This is a genomic window from Bacillus sp. GbtcB14, assembly GCF_019091205.1.
GTDB classification, from domain to species: domain Bacteria; phylum Bacillota; class Bacilli; order Bacillales; family Bacillaceae_G; genus Bacillus_A; species Bacillus_A cereus_AG.
Window position 1 is genome coordinate 62,442 of sequence record NZ_JAGXJT010000012.1, and the last position, 22,460, is coordinate 84,901.

Here is a 22,460-nt window from a genome sequence, read left to right on the forward strand (position 1 = left end):
CATGTTAGAAAGTGTATTGTTTTTCTTTGCTGTCGGAGTTGCTTGTGAGCTTGCAGCAATTAACCGAAATGGTCGTAAGAAGATAAAACAACAAGCTGAAATGATACAGCTTTTAAAAGAGTTAAAAGAAAGAAACATTTAAAAAGACGACCGGGCATAGACGGTCGTCTTTTTCTATATAAAGGGGAAAGGGGACACAAAGTTATACAAGCGTAGCAGCGTAAATAAACGCAGTAAGAAGAAGGGAGCCGCTAGCTAATCCTAAAAAATCTAATTTGTTAAAAGTGATATTGTTCATGATGAATTCTCCTTACTTGTTTAATGTAGAAGCAACAGCTTTAGCATCGATTAGAGTGGAAAATACCATGCTCACTGTATTTAAAAAATTGTTTGATTTCATTTTGTTCATCATATGAATCCACTCCTTTTCGAATAGTTGTTGTTTCTTTCTGACTTAATTGTATGAAATATTGCAAGAAGTAACTATCGAATTAGCTTACAAGAAAATTACACTTTTGTAAGAATTGAAATGTAACAATTAATACTCAATTTTATTACCAACTCCTAAAACTTAGTGTTATAATTGTTGTAAGAGAATGATTATAATTCGGATGTTCAGAAAGGAACGAAACAAATGTATAAACCAATTACATTTTTGTTGAAATATATATTTAAAACAGCTGGGAAAGTAGAAGTGCAAGGAAGAGAAAAGTTACCAGAAGGTGGCCCATATGTTGTTGCATGTACACATACAAGTTTTATGGATGTATTAATGTTAGCTACAGGGATGTATCCGACCCAAATTCATTACATGGCTAAAAAAGAATTATTTGAAGGGAAATTCAAAAACTGGTTCTTTAAAAATGTGAATGCATTCCCTGTAGATCGTGCGAATCCAGGACCGAGTACACTCAAAATTCCGTCACGCCTATTAAAAGAAGGGAAAGTAGTAGGGATTTTTCCGAGTGGGACACGATCAACAGAAGATGTTTCATTAAAAGCTGGGGCTGTTACGATTGCGCTACGTTCTAATGTCCCGTTAGTACCGGCAGCTTATGTTGGTCCATCGAGTGTAAAAGAATTAATAAAAGGGAAAAAGGCGCAATTGATTTTTGGAGATCCAATTCAAATTGATGCTGAAGAAAAAATAGATCGAAAAATAGCGATGAAAATGATGACAGATCAATTAAATGAGAAGTTTGATGAGCTAAAGGAAACTTTGCAATCAAATCAAAAATAAGAAAAGACGACCGGGCATAGACGGTCGTCTTTTCTATTACTATTTATAATAAAGGGGAAAGGGGACACGAAATTTATACAAGCGTAGCGGCGTAAATAAAAGCAGTAAGAAGAACTGATCCGCTAGCTAGTCCTAAAAAATCTAATTTGTTAAAAGTGATATTGTTCATAATGAATTCTCCTTACTTGTTTAATGTAGAAGCAACAGCTTTAGCATCGATTAGAGCAGAAAATACCATGCCCATTGTATTTAAAAAATTGTTTGATTTCATTTTGTTCATCATATGAATCTGCTCCTTTTCGAATAGTTGTTGCCTTGTTTCTGACTTAATTGTATGAAATATTGCGGGGAGTCACTATCGAATTAGCTTACAGGAAAATTACACTTTTGTAAGAAAAACGAATGAAGGTGTAATGATAAGAAGATTTGACATATGTTTATAGGATTTATTAAGTTAAAAGTAGAGGTGAGTGTATGGCTAATATTAAAGATATTGCAAAGATGGCGGGAGTTTCAGTTACGACTGTTTCGAGAGTATTGAATGATCATCCATATGTAAGTGAAGAAAAAAGGAAAGCGGTTATAGAGATAGTTGAGAAGTTGAATTACTCGCAAAACGCAAATGCTGTTCATTTATCAAAAGGGAAGACGAATATTGTTGGTGTGATTTTACCGTATATTAATCATCCGTGTTTTGACGCGATGGTGGGCGGGATGATGGAGGTGGCGTTAGCTCATAATTACAGAGTGCTACTTTGCCAAACGAATTATAATAAAAAAGAAGAAATGAAAAGTTTACATATGTTAAAAACAAAACAATTGGATGGTCTCATTATTTGTTCTCGTGCGAATGATTGGGAAACGATAGAGCCATATGCTTCCTATGGGGCAATTGTTGCTTGTGAAGATAATGATATTTCAAATATCTCGAGTGTATATACGAATCATTCAGCAGCTTTTCAATTAGGAATGGATTATTTGATTGAGAAAAGTTATAAAAAAATTGGTTATTGCACGGGAAGGAAATTAGGACCGAGTAGTCAAAAGCGTTTTGATGTTTACAAACAGCAATTGCAATCTATAGATGAAGAAGTTAATGAAGAATGGATTTTCACAGAATGTTTTACATTAGAAGATGGTGTGAGAGTGGCTCATAAACTAAAGGGGATGCAGCATCTTCCTGAAGCATTAATAGTAGCAGGAGATGAAGTTGCGATTGGGGTGATGACAGAAGCTGAAAAATTAGGTATTCAAGTTCCTAAGGATTTAGCGATTATTGGCTTTGATAATCAACCTATTTCGCAAGTGTTACAACTTACAACCATTGATCAAAATTTAAAGGAAATAGGTAAAAAGGCCTTTGAAATGTTTTATAGACAAATAAGTGATGAAAGTTCTAAACAAGAGAAGGTGGAAATTCCATACGAACTTGTGGAACGCTCTACTGTTTAGTTTTAATCCGTTATGTGTAACTTGCATAACGGATTATTTTTTTTGAAATATCTTTGACAGGAAACGCGTTTCATACTTTATAAAGGAATTAAACCGGTCTGTAATAATCCATGGATTCTTTTCGAGAATAGTATTTGGAGGGATATGCATGAATGAACTTTTATTGAGTATGAAAAAGCATATAGAGGATGATGAAAAAATTTTGGCTTTTGTAGTAGGAATATTTGAGAAGGATAATTTTACGCTATCGTATCAACAAGGGATTTTTGCTGCTACTACTAGACGTCTCCTCTTTTACGGAAAATTTCCATACTATCCTGCAACATTTAAAGAGTATTCATATTTGCATATAGATAGCATAGATTTTCGTCCGCATTTCGAATGTACTTGTAATCATGAAACCATTCGAGCTAAGTATATTCAGAAGGGGAATGTGGAGCGATTTGTCCGTACAGTTAGAGCGAATATGAATAATTAATCACCCCTTTGTTTAAACATAATATCTCGATCTTTAAGAGTAAAAATGCGCAATAAAAACAACTTCTAAACCTCTGGGAGATAGTGATACAATGTCAAATGGGGGGAGGTATGAACTATGGTTAATCAACGTATAAAGGAAATAACACTAATTACAATTGGTTCATTATTATTCGCAATTGGTATTAATTACTTTGCAATTCCAAACCGTTTATCGGAAGGTGGAATTATTGGTGTAACGGTTGTTACGTACTATTTATTTGATTGGTCGCCGGGGATTGTGAACTTTGCTATAAATGCAATCTTACTAGCTATTGGTTATAAATTTTTTGATAAGAAAACGATGGTTTATACAATTTTAGGGATTGTAGAAACATCCTTGTTTTTATATGTTACGGAACATATTGAGTATCATGTAAATAGTGATACGTTATTAGCGGCTCTATTCGCTGGCTTATTTGTCGGTGTCGGATTAGGCTGTATGTTCAAAGCTGGAGGTACATCAGGAGGATCGGCAATTTTAGCTCAGTTAGCAAATCAATATTTAGGGTGGAGCGTTGGTAAAGGCGTACTTATTATTGATATTGTTGTAATTGCTGGCTCTGTATTTATAATAGGACAAGAAAAAGCAATGTACACACTTGTTGCAGTATTCATCGGAGCGAAAGTGATTGATTTCATTGTAGAAGGAATGGATACAAAAACAGCTGTTACAATCATTTCAAATCAACCAGATTTAATACGTGAAACTATTACGAAAAACATGACACGCGGTGTCACTGTATTAGAAGGACGCGGCGGATATACTGGTAAAAATAAAGAAGTTTTATATGTTGTTATTAATAAACAAGAGCTTGTTAAGTTAAAGCAAGTTATTAGTCGAGTAGATGAAGATGCTTTCGTTGTTATCCATGATGTACGTGATGTACTTGGTGGTGGTTTTAAAGCGAGTTAAAAGGTGAACGAGTAAATTCGTTCGCCTTTTTTAATTCTTACAAAAATGTAAGTGTAATGTAATGAGATTCAATAGTAGATTTTATTCCTTCTTTTTAAAATGGATGTATATATATCCTGCAGAGGAGGAAAATTGATTATGAAGAAAAAAATGATCACTACTATAATAGCGATGATAGTGATAGTAGTAATGTTACTGCCTACGAAACTTGGACCGGTTATTGATAAATATAATCCACTTTATAAGACGAAAGAATATTATACGGTTGTGAATACAATTGGTCAGCCTATTGGTGATGAGTGGTATGAATATGAATTTATTGCATTTGACGAACGTGGAAGAGAACAAAAAATAAAGAAGACTGTTAAGCATATGTTAAAGAGAGATGAAGCATTAAAGGTGTACGCAAAAGGACGCTATGGCGAGGCGATTGAAGAAATTGAAGCTGTAAATATTCCTATTAATGCGAAGAGTAAACTTTTAGCGATGAGATAGCGGATTATACCCCCACCTATTTTTTGTCGAAAATAAAAATACTAGGTAGGGGTATTTTGGAGTTCATGAAAGAGCCTTAGCCCATATGGGCTAAGGCTCTTTTTATTATATAAAGGGGAAGGGGGTACATTGTAGTAGCATGAGTGAAAGGTATAAGAAGAGTAGGCTACTAGCAATGTAATTTGGTTATGTGAGTGTTCTTCTTATTTGGCTTACTTTCTAACTTTATTGTACGAGATGTAGGTAAGAGAAACTATCGAATTACATTACACACAGCTTACAAACATGTAAGCCTTCTGTAATGTAATTCGATGGTTAAAAGCTAGTGAATTTCATATAGTGTAATTAGAAAGTCACTGTATTACTTTCTGTTTGTCATGTTAATGAAGAATGAAAAACCAACTACTTTTTAATAGCCCTCATCTGTATGTAGATGAGGCCCTTTTTTTAAACCTTACAACATTGTAAGGTTTACGTAAGTTAATTCGATAGTAAAATTGTCATATTTTTTGCATAATAGATACAAGTAGATAAAAATAATTAGGGATATAGTAAGAAGGGAGAAGAATGGGATGTTTAAAGAAGAAGTAGTGAAGTTTCCAATTAAAGATTTCTGTAGCTACTTTACTGTTGCCATAGTATGTATTGGATTATTTGATATCATAACAAATTTAATTGTTAAATAATATAGATGATAAAACAAGAAGGGGATTCCTTTCTTGTTTTTTTTTATGGAGGAATAAAGATGAAATGGATTGATAGTCATATACATGTGGATCAATATAAAGATGAAGAAAAAAATAGATTACTTAAAGATGTGAAAAATAGTAAAGAGATAAAGGGGCTTATTGCGGTATCTATGAATTATCAATCATGTAAAGAAACTTTATCTTTAGCAAAGCGATATCCTTTTGTACATCCAGCAATAGGTTTTCATCCGGAGCAACCGATTCATAAAGAAGAATGTGAGCAAATTTATAAATTAATTGAAGATCATGTAGAGGATATAGTAGCGATTGGTGAAGTAGGCTTGCCGTATTATTTAAGAAAAGAAGATGAGCGCATTGCTGTCGATTCATATATATCAGTGTTGCAACAGTTTGTCGAACTAGCTAGTCAGTATGATTTACCAATTATATTGCATGCAGTGTATGAAGATGCGGATATTGTATGTGATTTACTGGAGAAATATAAAGTTTCACGTGCACATTTTCATTGGTTTAAAGGAAGTGAAACAACAATGAAACGGATGATGAGGAACGGTTATTATATTTCTATCACGCCAGATATTTTACATAAGGAGAAAGTTAGAAAAATTGTTTCGTATTATCCACTTGAATATATGATGGTAGAAACAGATGGACCGTGGGAATTTCACGAGGATGTTATGACGCATCCGAGGATGATTCGAGAGGTATTAAAGGAAATTAGTGTTATAAAAAACATATCTATTGATAAGGTTGCAGAAACAATATATGAAAATACGATTCAATTTTACCCCGTATTAATGGGTGGTAAGACTTCCACTGATTAAAGTTTCACTTTAATTGAAAGGATAGGAGAGTTACTCTTATCCTTTTTGTTATGGATATTTTTTCTAATATTTTCTATAATTTATGATGTGTTTAATTTGATGAAGGAAGTTATGAAAATAATCAATGGGTTATTAATAACATGCCACGTTTTGGTTTAAGTTAAAAAAACCACCAAGCATTTTGCTTGGTGGTTTTATATTAGGATTCTAATTTTTTCGCACGTCTTAATAACAATAGAAACACAATGATGAAGAAGCCAAGTATAAGGAAGAATCCATATTGTTTTACATAATCCATTACGTCGCTTGCGCTTGTTGGTTTTTTAACGTGAATACCGTCTTTATTAGTAGTAATATGAATATCTTTCATTTTCACTTCATTTGTTTCTTTTTGTAAATCAATCCATTCTATATTTGGAATGCTTTCTAGATCCTTTAATACTTCTTTTAATGGTTTCACACCTAAGTAAGGATGATAGAATGCACCAATAACTCCATCGGATAATTTAGCAACAGATACAGCACGTTCTTTCATTTTAGCAATAGCATGTGGCTTATCTTCTTCAATAAAACCGACTGTTTCAGGCATTAATTTCATCCCGTGTAAAAATGATGGGGTACTTGTATAAAATGGTGAGTGCATCGATTTCCAAGTTGTATCACTTAACTGTAGTTGTCCTACATAAGTTGAAAAGTACCTTGATAATATTTCATACCCTTTTTGAGACATCGTGTAATGAGGTGCTTCAAATGCGACAGGATATAGTTTGGCATCTACAAGTTCTTGAATGCCCTTTTCAATATGCTCAGTTGTATATTTTTCTTCAAATTCTTCCCCTTTTTTTACGTATGCATTATATGCTTCTATATTAGGAAAGTCATCTTTTGTTTTTGGTTGTTCATGATTCGGTTGACGAATCGGTTGATTTGTTTTTACGTCCCAAAATTCAAAACCTTCCCCAGTTTCACTGTCATAAAATTGGTGCGTATAACCATGCATAATAATTGCTGCGCCATCATCTTGCATAGAGCGTAAAAGGTCGACTAGTTCAGGTTTATCTTTTAAATGTATTGTCTTTCCTGTATCAGGATCTTTATATACTGGGATGACCGTAATCATGTAAGGGATTTTTTTCTCTTTTAGTAATTCAGCAATTTCTTTTAATTGATTTGTATCTGCGGCTGGATGAACGTCCTCAAGACGTAAATAAGCTTCTACTTTATTTGTCGTTGGCTTTTGTCCAAAGTAAGAAAATAACATTTCACCGACGTAATGAGACATCCAGTCAAAGAGATTTGGCGTTGCAACGTAGTAAGATGTTTCATGCTGAACGATTAGTGGGCTCTTGCTATTTGAGCTTAAAGCGTTAGCAAGAACAGTTCCGTTTGTATCAAAAGATTGAATCAATCGTTCCTCTTCTAAAGTGTTTTTTAGTTTATGACTTGGATATTCGATTTTATTAACTCGTATATCATCAGCCTTTAGGGTAATGAAAGAAAAGCGATTAGATAATTGTTCAACATTTTGTCCTAAAACTAATATTGGGCCTGAGAAATTTTCTAGAAGTTTCTTTGTTTCAATAGGAAACTCTTCTTTTTGTTCACCGATATAAACAATATGTGTATAAGAAGATGAATTAGTAATTTCATTAGCCTTTTTTAAACTTTTCGTAGTGATATCGTTTGTAAAATGTCCTAATTGGGTATTAAGGATTTGAATATTATTTGTAATTTTATCGTCTTGTGTACTGTATAAAACAAGTACTTTTGGTTTTGATGATGTTTGTGCAGAGGTGTGGATAGGGATAAGTAGTAAAATGCTGAACAAGAGTATTATGCACTTTTTCATTTGGTCTGCTCCTATTCTAATATGTAGAGTTCAATTTACAATTATATACAAGAAATACGTTGTAGTCTATGAAAGTTACATTTTTGTACGTATTTACCAGCTATTTTTTCACAAAATCGGTCTAAAGCATGATGATAATATATATAGTTATTTGCTATGATAAAAGGGTAAGAGAATGATAGAATGTGGGTAATTGTAAAGGGAAGAAGGCTGAAAGGGGACAAATTTCAGCGGAGAAAGAGGTAGTGGTAGTGAAGAAATTCTTTGTAGGATTTTTAGTTGTTCTTGGGGTGTACTTATATTTCCAAGGAAAGTCTGAAGGAATGGGCAAGTTAGTGAATGAGACAAGCTATGTTGACTCAGAAGAAGCAAAACAAATGAAACAAATTATTATAGAGGAAGCAAAGAAAGTCAATCTTCCGGAATGGATACCTCTTACAATTGCCGAACATGAAAGCCGGTTAAATCCAAGAAGTGTTGGAGATAACGGAACTTCATTCGGATTGTTTCAATTGCACCGTGGCGGTGGGCTTGCACCAGATCATTTAACTGATGAAGAGTTGAAAGATCCGCGCACAAATGCGCAAATTGCAATGCCGCATTTAATGAAAGGGTATAAGCGCGGGGTGCAAAAAGGTTTGACGGATTTTGCATTACTAAAATATGTAGCAAATACATCTGGATGGCCAGGTAATCTGGGGCCAGAGTGGACGGATAATAACATGAAGTATAACGTCGGATTAGAAGATGTGTACTATCGAAATAAAGGTGTAATAAAAGAGTAGGTTTTTGATACCTACTCTATTTTTTGTGGTTAATTGCGTCGTCTTGTTTTGTGAAATACGCCGCTAGTTGTATTTTCACGTCTTCTAGTTTTGTAGAAACTTGCGGTATTTTATATCCTACATATAATGGTGAAACGACAAACCTAGGAACAACTTTACAAATGATTTTTCCGTTTAAGTGATAGAAAAATAAGTTATAACTACTACATCCTTTATGGAAATCTGTCAGTATGTAACGTACAGTTTGTTGAATATAATTTGCCAGTTCATCTATGCATCTAACATCTTCAATAATGATATTAAATTCAGTAAAACCGATAATAGGACGATCTGAAATGTTGAGTTCAATGTGTTCGTTTTTTTGTACAATGACCCCTTGGAAGTTCTCCGTTTCTACGTTATCGAGATAGTCTACATATTTCATTCCGATAATCTGCATGTGTGCATGATGCAAACTCCCGCCTGAGAATGGACCGTGATTTTTGTATAAAATCACAGATGTAAATTCTTCATTTTTCTGTAAGTCTAACCAATATTTAATGGAGAAACGAATTAGCGATTTCATATGTTCTTCTGTATATGTCGCAATATGGTCTTCACAATTATCTGTTTCGATTAGCACCGTTTGAAATGTATCTTTTAATGTAGGGAATTTGTTTTTTAGCCAAATAATTGAGCCCTCAGTTGCTAAAATATTCGTTAAATTTTCTCTGTCACAAAAAGGACATGTGGCGCTTCTATTCCGAATGCTTTCTGGTTTTTGTTTGCCAATATCGTTTAAAAAGTATAGTTGTTGTGTATCCATTTGTATGTATGCCCCTTTAAAATATGTGTAAAAATCCCGCTTAATACATTCGGGAAAGAGAGAGGGAAATCCTTTAAAAGGAATAGGAAAAATAAAAGACAAGATATCCTCATTACAACAGGGTACCTTGTCTTTTATTTTTTCTTTAATAATGTGTATGGATAATATAAATCATTTTTATTATGTTTCTTTTTTCTATTTTTTATTGTGTATAAGGCAATTGCTGTACTTGCGATTATAATAATGGCTTTCTTCATATTCATTTACCCCTTTTTTATTGTTGGTTTAATTCTTGGCTAACCGCTTTTGCGTCAACTAGAGCATGTAAAATCATTTTTACCATATTCATCATGTTCCTTCACTCCTTTTTATAGTTCGTTTAGTTCTTTTACAACTGCTTGTCCGTTCACTAATACTTCAAAGATTGCTTTTACGATTTCTTTCATCATGATTGTTTCCTCCTTTTGTTGTCTCTCTTGTTTACATCTTTATTGTATAGGGAGGCATCTTTTCGTACTATCGCTTTCCATTACGTGAACATAACAGTCTTGTAAGATTTGATGTCACTTATTGAAATGTTTAGTCTATCTTCATTATTTTCAGAAAAATGACTATTCAAACATGAAATGGGAAAGTATAATAAAGAAGTAAGTATTAAATTCCGTACGAAAGAGGTGAATGAGATGAAACGTTCTTTAGCTGCACGTGCCAAATTTTTAGAATATATCTATTTTTGTCGTGCGATTTTTCATGATGTAGTTGTTAACGGGATACGTCTGTCCTTTTTTAACAATTGCATAGTAGCTATTGAACGATAGAAATCTCTTCACCCATTTTTAATAAACGTGTGAAAAGGGAGCTATTTAGCTTCCTTTTTCTATGTCGAAAACCATGGGGAATGTTTCTTTCCCATGGTTTTTTATATTGAAAGGAGTACGGAAAATGACAATTTGTAGTGTAAATAATATAACGAAATCTTTTGGTGGAAACATCATATTTGAAAATATATCGCTTGAAATAAAGAACGGTGAACGTGTTGGATTAGTTGGTCGTAACGGTAGTGGGAAGACAACAATCTTTCAGCTTCTAACTGGAATGGAAAGTTTGGATGCAGGAGCCATTCATATGAAGAAAGGTACACGTATTGGTCATGTGGCACAAATTCCGAAATTTGATGAGGGTATGACTGTATATGATGTATTGAGTTCTGCTTTTAAAGCAGAAAAGGAATTAGAAAGAGAAATGCATACTTTAGAAAAAAATATGGCGGAAGAACGAGAACCGTCTGCTTTACAAAAATTAATGGAGAGATACGGAGTAATCCAAGAAAAGTTTGCGTTCCTTGGTGGTTATGAAATTGAAGCGAATTTGATGAAGGTAGCAAATGGTCTACAGGTGACAGAACTATTCCCTCGATCCTTTCTGAAGTTAAGTGGTGGGGAGCAAACAAAAGTAAGCCTTGCATACATGCTATTGCAGAAACCAGATTTACTTTTATTAGATGAACCGACAAATCATTTGGATTTATTTGCAGTCGAATGGTTAGAGCAATTTTTAAAAGAATACAATGGAACGGTTATGGTCATTTCACATGATCGCTATTTCCTTGATGAAGTTGTAACGAAGATTTTTGATTTAGAGGATGGAGAGATTCACGTGTATCATACAAACTATTCTCAGTTTGTTGAGGAAAAGGAAGAACGTTTGCTTCAGGAGTTCCAGGCTTATCAAGAACAGCAAAAGAAAATAAAGAAAATGAAAGAAGCAATTAAGCGACTGCGTGAATGGGCAAATCAGGCGAATCCTCCGAATGAAGGATTGCATAAGAGAGCGAGAAGTATGGAACGTGCACTGGAACGTATGGAGAAATTAAAGAAACCTATTTTAGAACGAAAACAAATGGGACTTCAGTTTGAAGGGCAAGAGAGAAGTGGAAAAGATGTTGTTGTAATGAAAGAAGTGAGTAAAGGATTTGCTGGCCATCCTTTATTTAACGAAGCGAATTTACATGTTCGTTTTCAAGAGCGTGCGGCTATCGTCGGTCGTAATGGTACAGGAAAGACAACGCTACTAAAGTTATTATTAGAAGAAATAGAACCAGACGCTGGAGAAATTCGAATTGGTAGTAGTGTGAAAATCGGTTATTTATCACAGCATGCGTACGGAAATATGAAGAGTAATGTATTAGAAGCTTTCAGGGAATATGTAGCTGTAACAGAAGGAGAAGCGAGACATATATTAGCTAAGTTTTTATTTTATGGTCCAGCGGTGTTTAAGAAAGTAACACAACTGAGCGGTGGAGAAAAAATGAGATTAAGGCTTGCGCAACTTATGTATCAAGATATCAATTTTTTAATTTTAGATGAGCCGACAAACCATCTCGACATTGAATCAAGGGAAGTTTTAGAGGAAGCTCTTGAACAATATAATGGAACGATTTTAGCTGTTTCACATGATCGTTATTTTTTAAATAAGTTATTTGAAAAGACGTATTGGATTGATGAGCGTAAATTATTTGAGTTTGCAGGGAACTACGCATGGGCGCGTCAAAAGTGGGAAGAAAGACTCGAGACACAAGTAATAAAGCAGCAACGCCAAGGAAGAAAAAGGATTGAAACAGCTCCTATAAAAAAGAAAGAAGTTAGGAATGTTGAGGAGATCGAAACAGGGTTAATGCATGTAGAAGAAGATATATATACGCTTGAGTGTAAGATGGAACATGTAGTTGATGTTGAAGTGCTTGAACAATTGTATGAGGAAAAAGCGAAGAAAGAGTTGTTACGAGCGGAGTTATATAATGAGTTAGAGAATATCGTGGAGTAAAAAGTAGCAAGCGAATTCCTTTCAGTTTTGCTGAAGGGAATTCGCTTTTTTATACTGATATTTTACTTTAAGAGAAAAATAAAAATTGTGTTTCACGTGAAACAGTAAATTTGATAAATCTTTGTTCCGTAATTTGCATAGATTGTAAAACATAAATGGTATTAGGAGATTTTTGGATTGATTAATTATTTCCCGAGACATAAGTATGTGAAACGTCGATTTAAGATTGAAAATAAAAAAACAGAGTTACAGCTTTACACGCTGAACTCTGTTTTCTTTTTGTGTCGTATCTTCTCTTGTTGAAATGATAATAGCGATCCCGAGCATAATAAAAAAAGCTAAAAAGAGGACGAACTTTGGGAAGAATGGGAATAGTAATAGAGCCCCGACTATCATAATTGTTAATAATACGTAGTGCAGGACGTATTGGAATAGGTTGTCCATGTTTTCGCCCCCTTTTTGGTAATTGGTTATTAATATTCTATGTTTCATACGGAACAAATAGAAGTGGATTTTTAATTTTTTTCATACGAAATAAAAGGGAATGATTGACATGTTTTAAGGAAAGGAATAATCTTGAAAATAATTCATACTATTTTTATAGGAAAAATAAAGATAGTTACAGAGAGGGGGTCCATGTTTCTACATTATTAAACATTAGGAGAGCAAAGGTGATTGAACGATGAAAAATGCTTTTAAAGGAGTACTTGCTGCGTTTTTTAGTGTTTCAGTATTACTAGCCGGATGTGGTCAAGAGGAAGCAAGTACAAATGAAGCTGGGAACGTACCAAAAGTAAAAGATGAATTTATTAAAGCAAGCGACAAAGCAAAAAGTCCTACAAAAGTAAAAGAAAGAAAAGATACTTTCGTAGTTGGCATGCCGAGTCCTGGAGGGATATTCCTTCCGCACTTTATGGAGAATGGATGGGATGGTAATATAACGCAAGCGATCTTTGCACCTCTTGTTGGACTCGATAAGGAAGGAAAACCAATTCCTATTTTGGCGAAGAAGTGGGATATTGCGGAGGATCAGCTTACATATACGTTCCATTTGAAAGATGATGTGAAATTTAGTGATGGTTCACCGTTAACGGCAGATGATGTAGCATTTACATTAACGCTATTACACGATCCAACTTATAGTGGTGCGACTGATATAAGCCAAACAGCAATAAAAGGTGGGCAAGCATATAAAGAAGGAAAAGCAACATCTATTGAGGGAATACAGGTCGTTGATCCGAAAACAATTATAATTACAACTGAAAAGGTAAATGCCCAAACATTATCGTTAATTGGCGGAGAAGTAATTTCAAAGGCGTATTACGGTAAAGAGTATAAGCAAGGTCATTTAGAATATTTAAAAGATTTATATGGTAAGCCAATGGGAGCCGGTGCTTATAAGTTAGATAAATATATTCCAGGACAAGAAGTTCGATTTGTAGCAAATGAAAATTATTTTGAAGGAAAGCCGAAGATTGAGCACTTTATTTATAAAATTACAAAAGGTGATACGAAGCTACAACAATTTCAAGCCGGGGAAGTAGATTATGATGGTTTTACGACAAACGCGGAGACGATTGAGCAATTAAAAGATTTAGGTTTTGCTAATATTAATGTATATACAGGAAGCTCTTACGGCTACATTAAAATGAATTATAAGAAGCCATACTTTAAAGATAAACGTGTCCGCCAGGCATTTATTTACGGATTAGAGCGTCAAAAGGTTATTGATACGTATTTCCAAGGATATGCGTCACTCGTTAATGTACCGATTACGCCAGTTTCTTGGGCGTATACAGAAGAGGGCATTAATAAATATGAGTATAATTTAGAGAAGGCGAAGAAATTACTGGATGAGGCTGGATGGAAAGCTGGTTCGGATGGAATTCGTGAAAAGGACGGACAAAAACTGAAAATAAGTTATTTTGCTTCTTCTGCAAGTAAAATAAATGATGTGATGATTCCAGTAATGAAAGAGGATTATAAAAAGCTTGGTGTAGAGTTTAACCCAGAATATATGGACTTTAATACGATGATTTCCAAAGTGATAAAAGGTGATTATGATTTGGCGATGGTATCTACGCCAATGATTGATGATCCAAGTGGAACGATTGAGGAGTTTGTTTCAACAAGTAAACGAAATTATGATGGATACTATAATCCAAAAGTAGATGAATTAGCTAAGCAAGCATTAGAAACGTTGGATATTGAAAAGCGAAAAGACATCTATAAAAAGTTATATCAAGAGTTAAGCGAAGACCCGCCTGTAATCTTCTTGAATAATAGCAAAGTTGTGTCCGCACATAATGCGCGAATTCAAGGGTTACAAGAAGATAACTATAACGGTATTTTATTAAGTTTACCCAAATTAAAGATAGAACAATAATTTCGAAAAAAATTATCAAAATATTTATTTAGAAAGAATTGACAAAATATAACTGACGATATAAGCTAATAACCATAAAGTCTACCGGAAAGGTCGGAATAGGATTGTTACCCCTCAAAAACATCTATTTTTTTACGATTAAAACCGACTTTTCCGATTGGCTATAAATATGCTGTGGGAGGCATACATAAGGTAAGTAGTTCAGAGGGTATAATCATAAAAAGTTAGGGTGGGGACAATGAAGACAAAGACGAAAAAATGGGCTGGTGTATTTTCGGTATTACTGAGTAGTTCGCTTGTGTTATCCGCTTGTGGGGGACAGGAGGATACAGCTTCTACAGAACCGGTAAAAAAACAGGATTTAAAAGACTCTAAGATTGAATCAATTCCAGCTACAGATAAAAAGAAAAGTCCAGAGAAAGCAAATCAGCGAAAAGATACTTTTATTACGGCTATTTCTAAGCCAGGGGGAGTTTTCCTTCCGTATTTCCAAGATAATGGTTGGGATGGAAATGTAACGTCTGTTATCTTTGCGTCACTAGTAACAACAGACAAACAAAGTAAACCTGTTCCGGATCTTGCAGAAAAATGGGATATTTCTGCTGACCAGTTAACATATACATTCCACTTACGTAAAAATTTAAAATTTAGTGATGGGTCGCCTTTAACAGCGGATGACGTAGCATTTACACTAACACTACTTCATGATAAAGCGTATGAAGGTGGATTGGATATTGCTCAGTATGCTGTTAAAGGTGGGAAAGAATATAAAGAAGGAAAAGCAACTTCTATTGAGGGAATTCAAGTTGTTGATCCACAGACAATTAAAATTACAACTGAAAAAGTTAATTCACAGGCGCTAACTAATTTAGGTGGCCCAGTGCTATCAAAAGCTTATTATGGAAAAGATTATAAACAAAATACAAGCTTAGACTATTTAAAAGCATTATATGGGCAACCAATTGCAGCGGGTCCATATAAATTTGAAAAATATGTTCCAGGTCAAGAAGTACGCTTTGTTGCTAACGAAAATTATTATGCAGGTAAACCAAAAATTAAAAACTTTATTTATAAAATCACATCAGGTGATACTGGATTCCAATTATTCCAAACAGGTGAACTGGACTATAGTGGATTTAGAGCGAACCCTGAAAATATAGACCAATTAAAAGGATTAGAGTTTGCAAATATTAATCTTGAATCATCAAGTGATATTGCTTATATCTATGTAAATAATAAGAAGTCGTATTTGAAAGATAAAAAGGTACGCCAAGCACTTACTTACGGATTAGACCGTAAGAAGTATGTGGATACAGCTTTACAAGGATATGGCTCTGTTGCTAACGTACCAATTGCTCCAGTTTCATGGGCATATACAGAAGAAGGTATTAATAAATATCCGCACGACGTAGAAAAGGCTAAAAAATTATTGGATGAGGCTGGTTGGAAAGTAGGTTCTGACGGGGTTCGTGAAAAAGATGGTCAAAAATTAAAATTAACATACTACGCATCAAATACAGGTAAAACAAATGATATCTTTATTCCGATTGCAAAAGAAAGTTACAAAGAAATTGGTGTTGAATTAAATCCAGAGTTGATGGACTTTAATACGATGCTTTCAAAAGTAGGAAAAGGTGACTACGATTTAGCAGCAGTTTCAACACCAGGAATTAGTGATCCAAGTGAAGTTGTAAGTGAGTACTTATCAACTAATCCAAAAAGTGATACGGGTTATAATAATCCGAAAGTAGATGATTTGATTGTAAAAGGTATAGGAACGACAGATATTGAAAAACGTAAAGCGATTTATAAAGAGTTGTATAAAGAGCTAAGTGATGATCCACCAGTTATTTTATTAAACTATCGTAAACTACTTTATGCTCATAATGCACGTATAAAAGGAATTGATCCAGAAAAGTACGATAGTATCAGTTCCAACTTACCAGTGTTATCTATTGAACAATAAGGATTGACCTAAATAATAGAAGACGTTTTTTCACACAGCAAAGGAATAGTAGCTGTTTTGAAAAAATGCTCTTCTATTTTTAAGTAAATAGGATTGGGGAGACAAAAGGTGAAAACATATATCATTCGTAGGTTCCTTCAAATGATCCCTACATTGTTTGGTACATCTATTATTATTTTTTTCTTATTTGCACTTTTGCCGGGAGATTATATTGATTCAAATCCGAAGTTAACACCAGAGAGAGCTCAAGAGCTAAGGGAATTATACGGCTTAAATAAACCAATTATTGAAAGGTATTTTCACTGGCTAGCTAATGCTTTACATGGTGATTTTGGATTTTCTTTACAGTACCAAGAACCGGTAACTTCATTACTTAATAAATTTATTTGGAATACATTTATCGTTGCTGTTGCAGCTTTATTTTTCACTTGGATTATTGCTCTTATTATTGGGGTTATTTCTGCAACAAAGCAGCACTCTTGGTTTGATAGATTGGTGACAATTGGTGTATTTGCAGCAATGTCATTTCCATCATTCTTTATCGGATTATTTTTGATTAAATTATTAGCGGTTGATTTAAAATTATTACCCATTGGTGGCATGATTGATATTGGAAGTAACTCAACAGGGGTAGCGTACATATTAGAAGTATTACGTCATATGATTCTACCTGTGTTTATTTTAACGCTTCTTGGTGTAGGATCATTAACACGATATTTTAGAACGGGCATGTTGGATGTTATTAGGCAAGATTATATTCGTACTGCTCGTGCAAAAGGCTTAAAAGAAAGAACCGTTATTTATAAACATGCATTGAAAAATGCAATTTTACCAGCAATTACATTACTCGCTTTTGAATTACCGGGTTTATTTTCAGGAGCTATTATTATTGAACAAATTTTTAACTGGCCAGGAATCGGGAGCATTCAATTAGAAGCATTAAACTTCCGTGATTATACGGTATTAATGGCCTTTACAATGTTTCTTTCGTGTTTAACAATTATGGCTAATTTCTTAGCAGACATTGTATATGCGTTTGTTGATCCAAGAATTCGATTGAAGTAAGGGGGGAAAGATATGGAGACTGTTACACCAATAATAGAGAAAAAGAAAGAACGGAAAAAGAGAAACGAATCATCACCATGGCGCCAAGCGTATAAAAAAATTAAGAAAAATAAGATGGCATTGTATGGTTTATACGTTTTAATATTTATGTTTTTATTTAGTTTTATCGGTCCAATCCTTTCGCCATATGCCGATGGAAAAGTACAAGTAACACAAATTAATAAACCACCTAGCTTGTCACATTGGCTTGGAACAGACCAGTTGGGACGAGATATTTTAACTAGACTTATGCAAGCAGGACGTATTTCATTAACAATTGGTTTAGCGTCGATGCTACTATCCGTTATACTAGGTGCTTTATTAGGAGCAATTGCTGGTTTTTATCGAGGGGTGGTTGATCATTTAATTATGCGTGTTGCGGATGTGTTAATGTCCATTCCGGGATTACCGCTACTTATTATAATGGGAGCAATTTTATCAGAATGGAAATTGCCATCCGAATACCGTTTATATGTTGTAATGATTATTTTAAGTTTAGTAGGATGGCCAGGACTTGCACGTCTTGTAAGGGGACAAATTTTAACACTCAGGGAGCAAGCCTTTATGCAAGCGGCAGATGTATTAGGATTAAAGGATTCTCGGAAAATTATTCATCATCTAATTCCGAACGTCCTTCCGTTGCTTATTGTTGTAGCAACTTTGGGTGTGGCAGGGTCTATTTTAAGTGAATCTGCACTAAGTTATCTAGGGCTTGGCGTCGTTCCACCTACACCATCATGGGGGAATATGATTAGCGCAGCTAACTCATTACTTGATTTCCAAAAGCGTCCGTGGTTATGGATTCCGCCTGGTTTTGCAATTTTTATAACAGTTGTATCCATTAATTTACTTGGTGATGCACTTCGTGATGCGTTAGATCCAAAGATGAGACGGTAGGTGAGAAGGTATGAGTAAAGCGGTAGTAGAGCTGAAAGACTTACAAACACACTTTCAGACAGAAGAAGGGACAGTCAAGGCTGTAAACCATGTTAGCTTTGCAGTTCGAGAAGGTGAAACAGTTTGTGTTGTAGGTGAATCAGGGTGCGGGAAAAGTGTAACAGCTTTATCTATTATGGGACTTATTGCTGAATCGGGCAGTGTAGTAGGCGGTGATATTCTATATGAAGGAAAAAGTCTTTTAGGAATGAAAGAGAAAGAACTTCGTAGTTTACGAGGGAATGATATTGCGATGATTTTCCAAGAACCGATGACATCGCTAAATCCAGTCTTCACTGTAGGAGAACAAATCGTAGAAACGTTAAGAGAGCATGAATTACTTAGTAAAAATGAAGCGTATAAGAAGGCGATCGAATTAATTCGTAAAGTTGGTATAGCTCGTGCAGATGAAATTGTCCATTCTTATCCGCATGAACTAAGCGGCGGGATGTTACAACGTATTATGATTGCTGTTGCACTTAGTTGTAATCCTAAGTTATTAATTGCTGATGAACCGACAACGGCTCTTGATGTTACAATTCAAGCTCAAATATTAGACTTATTAAGGCAAATAAAAGAAGAATTTAAAACATCTATTTTATTAATTACACATGATTTAGGTGTTGTAGCAGAAATGGCTGATTACGTTGTCGTTATGTATGGCGGGAAGGTTATTGAAGAAGCACCGGTACTAGAAATATTCCAAAATCCGAAACACCCGTATACGAAAGGGTTGTTGAAATCAAAACCAGTGATGGGAAAACGAATAGATAAACTATATTCTATTCCAGGGCAAGTTCCTAATTTAGTTGGTTTGGATGAATTTTGCTACTTTAGCGGTCGTTGTGAGCATTGTATGGAAATATGTAAAGAAGAAGCGCCCAATCTGAATGTCCATGATGAGAATCATAAAGTAGCTTGCTGGTTATATGAGGAGCGTGCGGAACAATGAGTGAACCATTATTAGAAGTAAAAAACTTAAAAACATATTTTCCAATTAAAGGCGGCATATTTAGTAGAACAATTGGACATGTAAAAGCAGTTGATGGAGTAAGCTTTACTATTAATAAAGGTGAAGTATTTGGCCTTGTTGGCGAATCAGGAAGCGGAAAAACAACGATAGGAAAAACAATTTTACGTCTCGTCCAAAAAACGGAAGGGGAAGTGAAGTTTAAAGGAAAGGATGTTTATTCTCTATCCAAGGAGGAATTGAGAAAACATCGTCCTAATATGCAGCTTGTGTTCCAAGATCCATTTAGCTCGTTAAATCCAAGAATGAGAATTGGAGAAGCGCTTGGTGAACCGATGTTGGCTCATGGGCTAGCGACGAAAGAAAATGTTCGTGAAAAAGTGATAGAAGTATTGGAGTTATGCGGCTTAGCTCCATATCATATTGACCGGTACCCTCATGAGTTTTCTGGTGGACAACGTCAACGTATCGTTATCGCACGAGCCATGGTATTAAATCCAGAATTCATTGTAGCTGACGAACCTGTTGCAGCACTAGATGTATCTATTCAAGCACAGATCATTAATTTATTTAGTGAGTTACAGGAGAAAAAGGGATTATCTTATTTGTTCATTTCACATGATTTAAGCGTAGTCGAACATTTATGTACGAAAATCGGGATTATGTATTTAGGAACGATCGTGGAAACGGCGCCGCGTGATGAGTTATTTACGAACCCACTTCATCCGTATACAAAAGCATTGTTATCAGCTGTGCCAATACCAGATCCAACAGTAAAGCGAGAGCGAATTATACTAGAGGGTGACATTCCAAGTCCAGCAAATCCACCTTCAGGTTGTCGCTTCCATACACGTTGTCCGTTTGCAACAGATATTTGTAAACAAACGGTACCAGAATTCCGTAATGTCGGTGAGGAGCATTTTGTTGCTTGTCATCATGTATAAAAGAAAAGGACCCTTTCAAATTGAAAGAGTCCTTTTTTTATTTACTAGATGAAGTTTGTTTCAATACAAATTTCTCGATTGCGTGAGCAACACCATGTTCATTATTTGTTAATGTTACGACATCACATAGTTTTTTTACATCTTCTTCAGCATTTCCCATTGCAACTGATAAGCCAGCTACTTGTAACATTGGTACATCATTAAAGTTGTCCCCAATTGCAATAGTATCTTCAATTGGTATATTGAAATAAGCAGCCATTTCTTGTAGACCGTTCCCTTTATGACCATGCTTATCCATAATTTCTACATTAGTAGGAGCTGATGCCGTAACTGAAATATCAGTGTCTTCTTGTAACATGCTTAATAGCTGTGCACGATGCGCTGCATTAAATGTCAAAATGAAGAATTTAGATATTTCTAATTCTGGATTATTTACAACATCTTCGATTTTTTGGAAATCAGTAATTAAGTTTGATTTCTTTTGTTTTTCTGTAATTCTTTCAAGTTCTTCAAGTGTAACATCTAGTGCATGCTTGTTTTCTTCGAACGCTTGCATGACTTGATCTTGCCATGTATATGGAGAATAAACTCCTTTATTCGTATATAGCTTATAAGGAAAACCTTCAGATTCTAGTAATTTTGCAAGCTTGTATACTTTATCGTTTTGTAAACAACGCGAGTTAATTACTTTTCCATCCACATAAACAATTGCCCCATTGCTCGCTCCAACTGGAAGAGATAGTTTATATTCTTCCAATAATTTCAAAGCATCCTCTTTTGCACGACCAGAACAAATCATGACTATATGACCAGCCTCTTTTGCAGTTTGGATAGCTTGTAAATTCTCTTTGGAGATTTCAAGATTAGATGATAGTAGCGTACCATCCATATCTAATGCGATTAATTTCAAAATGACCACCTCTTTGCTTTTATTATACATAGTTATATAGAGGAAACATATAAACTTATCTTGGAAAGATCGTATTTTATCTCGCGTGAATTGTCGGTAAAAATTTGATAGGCGCCATCTTATTACTTTGAATATGCACTTTAATTTGTAACAAAAATAGAGGTAGGTATGAGGGTGTTTCTTTATATGACTGTAATATTACAATAACGTTACAAACGTCAACTTAGTAGAAAGTGCATTAAAACAGGGTTTTTAAGGGTGTTTATAAAAAACGTAAAAAAAGTGTAATAAAATTTACGTAATTATATTGCAACGTAACAATAGTTATGTTACATTAATGTTACAAACGTTACGTTAATAACTTTAATGTAACGCTAACATAAAAACTATGAAATAAACATTTCTTAGAAATTACATATAGATAACTTATTAAAAAGGAGGATACATAAAATGAAAGAGCAAGTATTACAAGTAACAAAAGGTGACTTCGTAGGATCAGCAAGTGGGGCGGTAGTATTAACAGCATTAATCGTATTTCTATCAAGCGTATTAGTATAATAGAAGTTTTGTAACAAAAGAAAATAGAAGGGAGAATGAAAGATATGAAAGAGCAAGTATTACAAGTAACAAAAGGTGACTTCGTAGGATCAGCAAGTGGAGCAGTAGTATTAACGGCATTAATCGTATTTCTATCAAGCGTATTAGTATAATAGAAGTTTTGTAATAAAAGAAAAAAGAGAGGAGAATGCAAAATGAAAGAGCAAGTATTACAAGTAACAAAAGGTGACTTCGTAGGATCAGCAAGTGGAGCAGTAGTATTAACGGCATT

The 22,460-nt window shown here is 34.5% G+C and carries 26 protein-coding genes; 19 read left to right on the plus strand and 7 right to left on the minus strand.

Annotated features, from left to right (window positions below):
- Position 1 precedes the first annotated feature (1 nt).
- Complete coding sequence (locus KVT31_RS24945; RefSeq protein WP_061677922.1) at positions 2–142, plus strand: YrzO family protein; 141 nt, start codon at positions 2–4, stop codon at positions 140–142.
- A 60-nt stretch (positions 143–202) separates the two neighbouring features.
- Here the strand turns inward: KVT31_RS24945 and KVT31_RS24950 are convergent, their stop codons facing one another.
- Positions 203–298 carry a DUF3948 family protein gene (locus tag KVT31_RS24950; protein ID WP_001060007.1) on the minus strand — a complete coding sequence of 32 codons (96 nt, stop codon included), beginning with the start codon at positions 296–298 and terminating at the stop codon, positions 203–205.
- A 336-nt stretch (positions 299–634) separates the two neighbouring features.
- Between KVT31_RS24950 and KVT31_RS24955 the strand changes: the two genes are divergently transcribed.
- Positions 635–1,240, plus strand: coding sequence for a lysophospholipid acyltransferase family protein (locus KVT31_RS24955; RefSeq protein ID WP_088094829.1), 606 nt, complete (start codon positions 635–637; stop codon positions 1,238–1,240).
- A gap of 73 nt (positions 1,241–1,313) precedes the next feature.
- Here the strand turns inward: KVT31_RS24955 and KVT31_RS24960 are convergent, their stop codons facing one another.
- Complete coding sequence (locus tag KVT31_RS24960; protein ID WP_001060010.1) at positions 1,314–1,409, minus strand: DUF3948 family protein; 96 nt, start codon at positions 1,407–1,409, stop codon at positions 1,314–1,316.
- Between the two features lie 305 nt (positions 1,410–1,714).
- On the opposite strand from KVT31_RS24960, the gene KVT31_RS24965 reads away from it, so the two are divergent.
- From KVT31_RS24965 to KVT31_RS24985, 5 genes are all read left to right on the plus strand, one after another.
- On the plus strand, positions 1,715–2,692 hold the full coding sequence (locus tag KVT31_RS24965; RefSeq protein WP_088094828.1) for a LacI family DNA-binding transcriptional regulator: 978 nt from the start codon (positions 1,715–1,717) through the stop codon (positions 2,690–2,692).
- Positions 2,693–2,840: 148 nt separating this feature from the next.
- Entirely contained in the window at positions 2,841–3,170 is a 330-nt protein-coding gene (locus tag KVT31_RS24970) for a PH domain-containing protein (protein WP_088094827.1), read from the plus strand.
- 117 nt (positions 3,171–3,287) lie between these two features.
- A complete protein-coding gene (locus KVT31_RS24975; RefSeq protein WP_000248056.1) occupies positions 3,288–4,124 on the plus strand; it encodes a YitT family protein in 837 nt (278 codons plus the stop codon).
- Positions 4,125–4,262: 138 nt separating this feature from the next.
- A complete protein-coding gene (locus KVT31_RS24980; RefSeq protein ID WP_088094826.1) occupies positions 4,263–4,619 on the plus strand; it encodes a YxeA family protein in 357 nt (118 codons plus the stop codon).
- A gap of 745 nt (positions 4,620–5,364) precedes the next feature.
- Positions 5,365–6,153: a TatD family hydrolase gene (locus KVT31_RS24985; RefSeq protein WP_088094824.1), complete on the plus strand. Its 789-nt coding sequence runs from the start codon at positions 5,365–5,367 to the stop codon at positions 6,151–6,153.
- 199 nt (positions 6,154–6,352) lie between these two features.
- Here KVT31_RS24985 and KVT31_RS24990 read toward each other — a convergent pair whose 3' ends face one another.
- A complete protein-coding gene (locus KVT31_RS24990; RefSeq protein ID WP_088094823.1) occupies positions 6,353–8,002 on the minus strand; it encodes a DUF2334 domain-containing protein in 1,650 nt (549 codons plus the stop codon).
- Between the two features lie 251 nt (positions 8,003–8,253).
- Here KVT31_RS24990 and KVT31_RS24995 point away from each other — a divergent pair, with 251 nt between their 5' ends.
- The gene (locus KVT31_RS24995) at positions 8,254–8,787 is read left to right on the plus strand and encodes a transglycosylase SLT domain-containing protein (protein ID WP_088094892.1); all 534 of its coding nucleotides are present in this window, start codon (positions 8,254–8,256) and stop codon (positions 8,785–8,787) included.
- A gap of 16 nt (positions 8,788–8,803) precedes the next feature.
- On the opposite strand, the gene KVT31_RS25000 is transcribed toward KVT31_RS24995, so the two are convergent.
- A complete protein-coding gene (locus tag KVT31_RS25000) occupies positions 8,804–9,592 on the minus strand; it encodes a DUF4931 domain-containing protein (RefSeq protein WP_088094822.1) in 789 nt (262 codons plus the stop codon).
- Between the two features lie 134 nt (positions 9,593–9,726).
- On the minus strand, positions 9,727–9,855 hold the full coding sequence (locus KVT31_RS25005) for a spore coat protein B (protein WP_140392309.1): 129 nt from the start codon (positions 9,853–9,855) through the stop codon (positions 9,727–9,729).
- Between the two features lie 420 nt (positions 9,856–10,275).
- Between KVT31_RS25005 and KVT31_RS25010 the strand changes: the two genes are divergently transcribed.
- Entirely contained in the window at positions 10,276–10,410 is a 135-nt protein-coding gene (locus KVT31_RS25010) for an RAxF-45 family protein (protein ID WP_283162007.1), read from the plus strand.
- A gap of 124 nt (positions 10,411–10,534) precedes the next feature.
- Positions 10,535–12,415: a ribosomal protection-like ABC-F family protein gene (gene abc-f, locus KVT31_RS25015; RefSeq protein WP_088094820.1), complete on the plus strand. Its 1,881-nt coding sequence runs from the start codon at positions 10,535–10,537 to the stop codon at positions 12,413–12,415.
- A 246-nt stretch (positions 12,416–12,661) separates the two neighbouring features.
- On the opposite strand, the gene KVT31_RS25020 is transcribed toward abc-f, so the two are convergent.
- Complete coding sequence (locus KVT31_RS25020) at positions 12,662–12,859, minus strand: hypothetical protein (protein ID WP_000369258.1); 198 nt, start codon at positions 12,857–12,859, stop codon at positions 12,662–12,664.
- Positions 12,860–13,097: 238 nt separating this feature from the next.
- On the opposite strand from KVT31_RS25020, the gene KVT31_RS25025 reads away from it, so the two are divergent.
- From KVT31_RS25025 to KVT31_RS25050, 6 genes are all read left to right on the plus strand, one after another.
- Positions 13,098–14,801, plus strand: a complete 1,704-nt coding sequence (locus KVT31_RS25025) for an ABC transporter substrate-binding protein (protein ID WP_088094819.1) — start codon at positions 13,098–13,100, stop codon at positions 14,799–14,801.
- A 238-nt stretch (positions 14,802–15,039) separates the two neighbouring features.
- Complete coding sequence (locus KVT31_RS25030; RefSeq protein ID WP_166705228.1) at positions 15,040–16,767, plus strand: ABC transporter substrate-binding protein; 1,728 nt, start codon at positions 15,040–15,042, stop codon at positions 16,765–16,767.
- Between the two features lie 108 nt (positions 16,768–16,875).
- On the plus strand, positions 16,876–17,832 hold the full coding sequence (locus KVT31_RS25035) for an ABC transporter permease (protein ID WP_140392307.1): 957 nt from the start codon (positions 16,876–16,878) through the stop codon (positions 17,830–17,832).
- 12 nt (positions 17,833–17,844) lie between these two features.
- Positions 17,845–18,768: an oligopeptide ABC transporter permease gene (opp4C, locus tag KVT31_RS25040; RefSeq protein ID WP_088094818.1), complete on the plus strand. Its 924-nt coding sequence runs from the start codon at positions 17,845–17,847 to the stop codon at positions 18,766–18,768.
- 10 nt (positions 18,769–18,778) lie between these two features.
- Positions 18,779–19,759, plus strand: coding sequence for an ABC transporter ATP-binding protein (locus tag KVT31_RS25045; RefSeq protein ID WP_000030773.1), 981 nt, complete (start codon positions 18,779–18,781; stop codon positions 19,757–19,759).
- Positions 19,756–20,721 carry an ABC transporter ATP-binding protein gene (locus tag KVT31_RS25050; RefSeq protein ID WP_088094817.1) on the plus strand — a complete coding sequence of 322 codons (966 nt, stop codon included), beginning with the start codon at positions 19,756–19,758 and terminating at the stop codon, positions 20,719–20,721. Before KVT31_RS25045 ends, KVT31_RS25050 begins: the two co-directional genes overlap by 4 nt.
- 37 nt (positions 20,722–20,758) lie before the next feature.
- On the opposite strand, the gene KVT31_RS25055 is transcribed toward KVT31_RS25050, so the two are convergent.
- Positions 20,759–21,631: a Cof-type HAD-IIB family hydrolase gene (locus KVT31_RS25055; RefSeq protein WP_000766409.1), complete on the minus strand. Its 873-nt coding sequence runs from the start codon at positions 21,629–21,631 to the stop codon at positions 20,759–20,761.
- Positions 21,632–22,081: 450 nt separating this feature from the next.
- Here KVT31_RS25055 and KVT31_RS25060 point away from each other — a divergent pair, with 450 nt between their 5' ends.
- From KVT31_RS25060 to KVT31_RS25070, 3 genes are all read left to right on the plus strand, one after another.
- A complete protein-coding gene (locus KVT31_RS25060) occupies positions 22,082–22,189 on the plus strand; it encodes a DUF3948 family protein (protein WP_000664237.1) in 108 nt (35 codons plus the stop codon).
- Positions 22,190–22,224: 35 nt separating this feature from the next.
- Complete coding sequence (locus KVT31_RS25065; RefSeq protein ID WP_000654250.1) at positions 22,225–22,341, plus strand: DUF3948 family protein; 117 nt, start codon at positions 22,225–22,227, stop codon at positions 22,339–22,341.
- A gap of 42 nt (positions 22,342–22,383) precedes the next feature.
- A partial coding sequence (locus KVT31_RS25070; RefSeq protein WP_002101907.1) for a DUF3948 family protein occupies positions 22,384–22,460 on the plus strand: 77 nt, incomplete at its 3' end.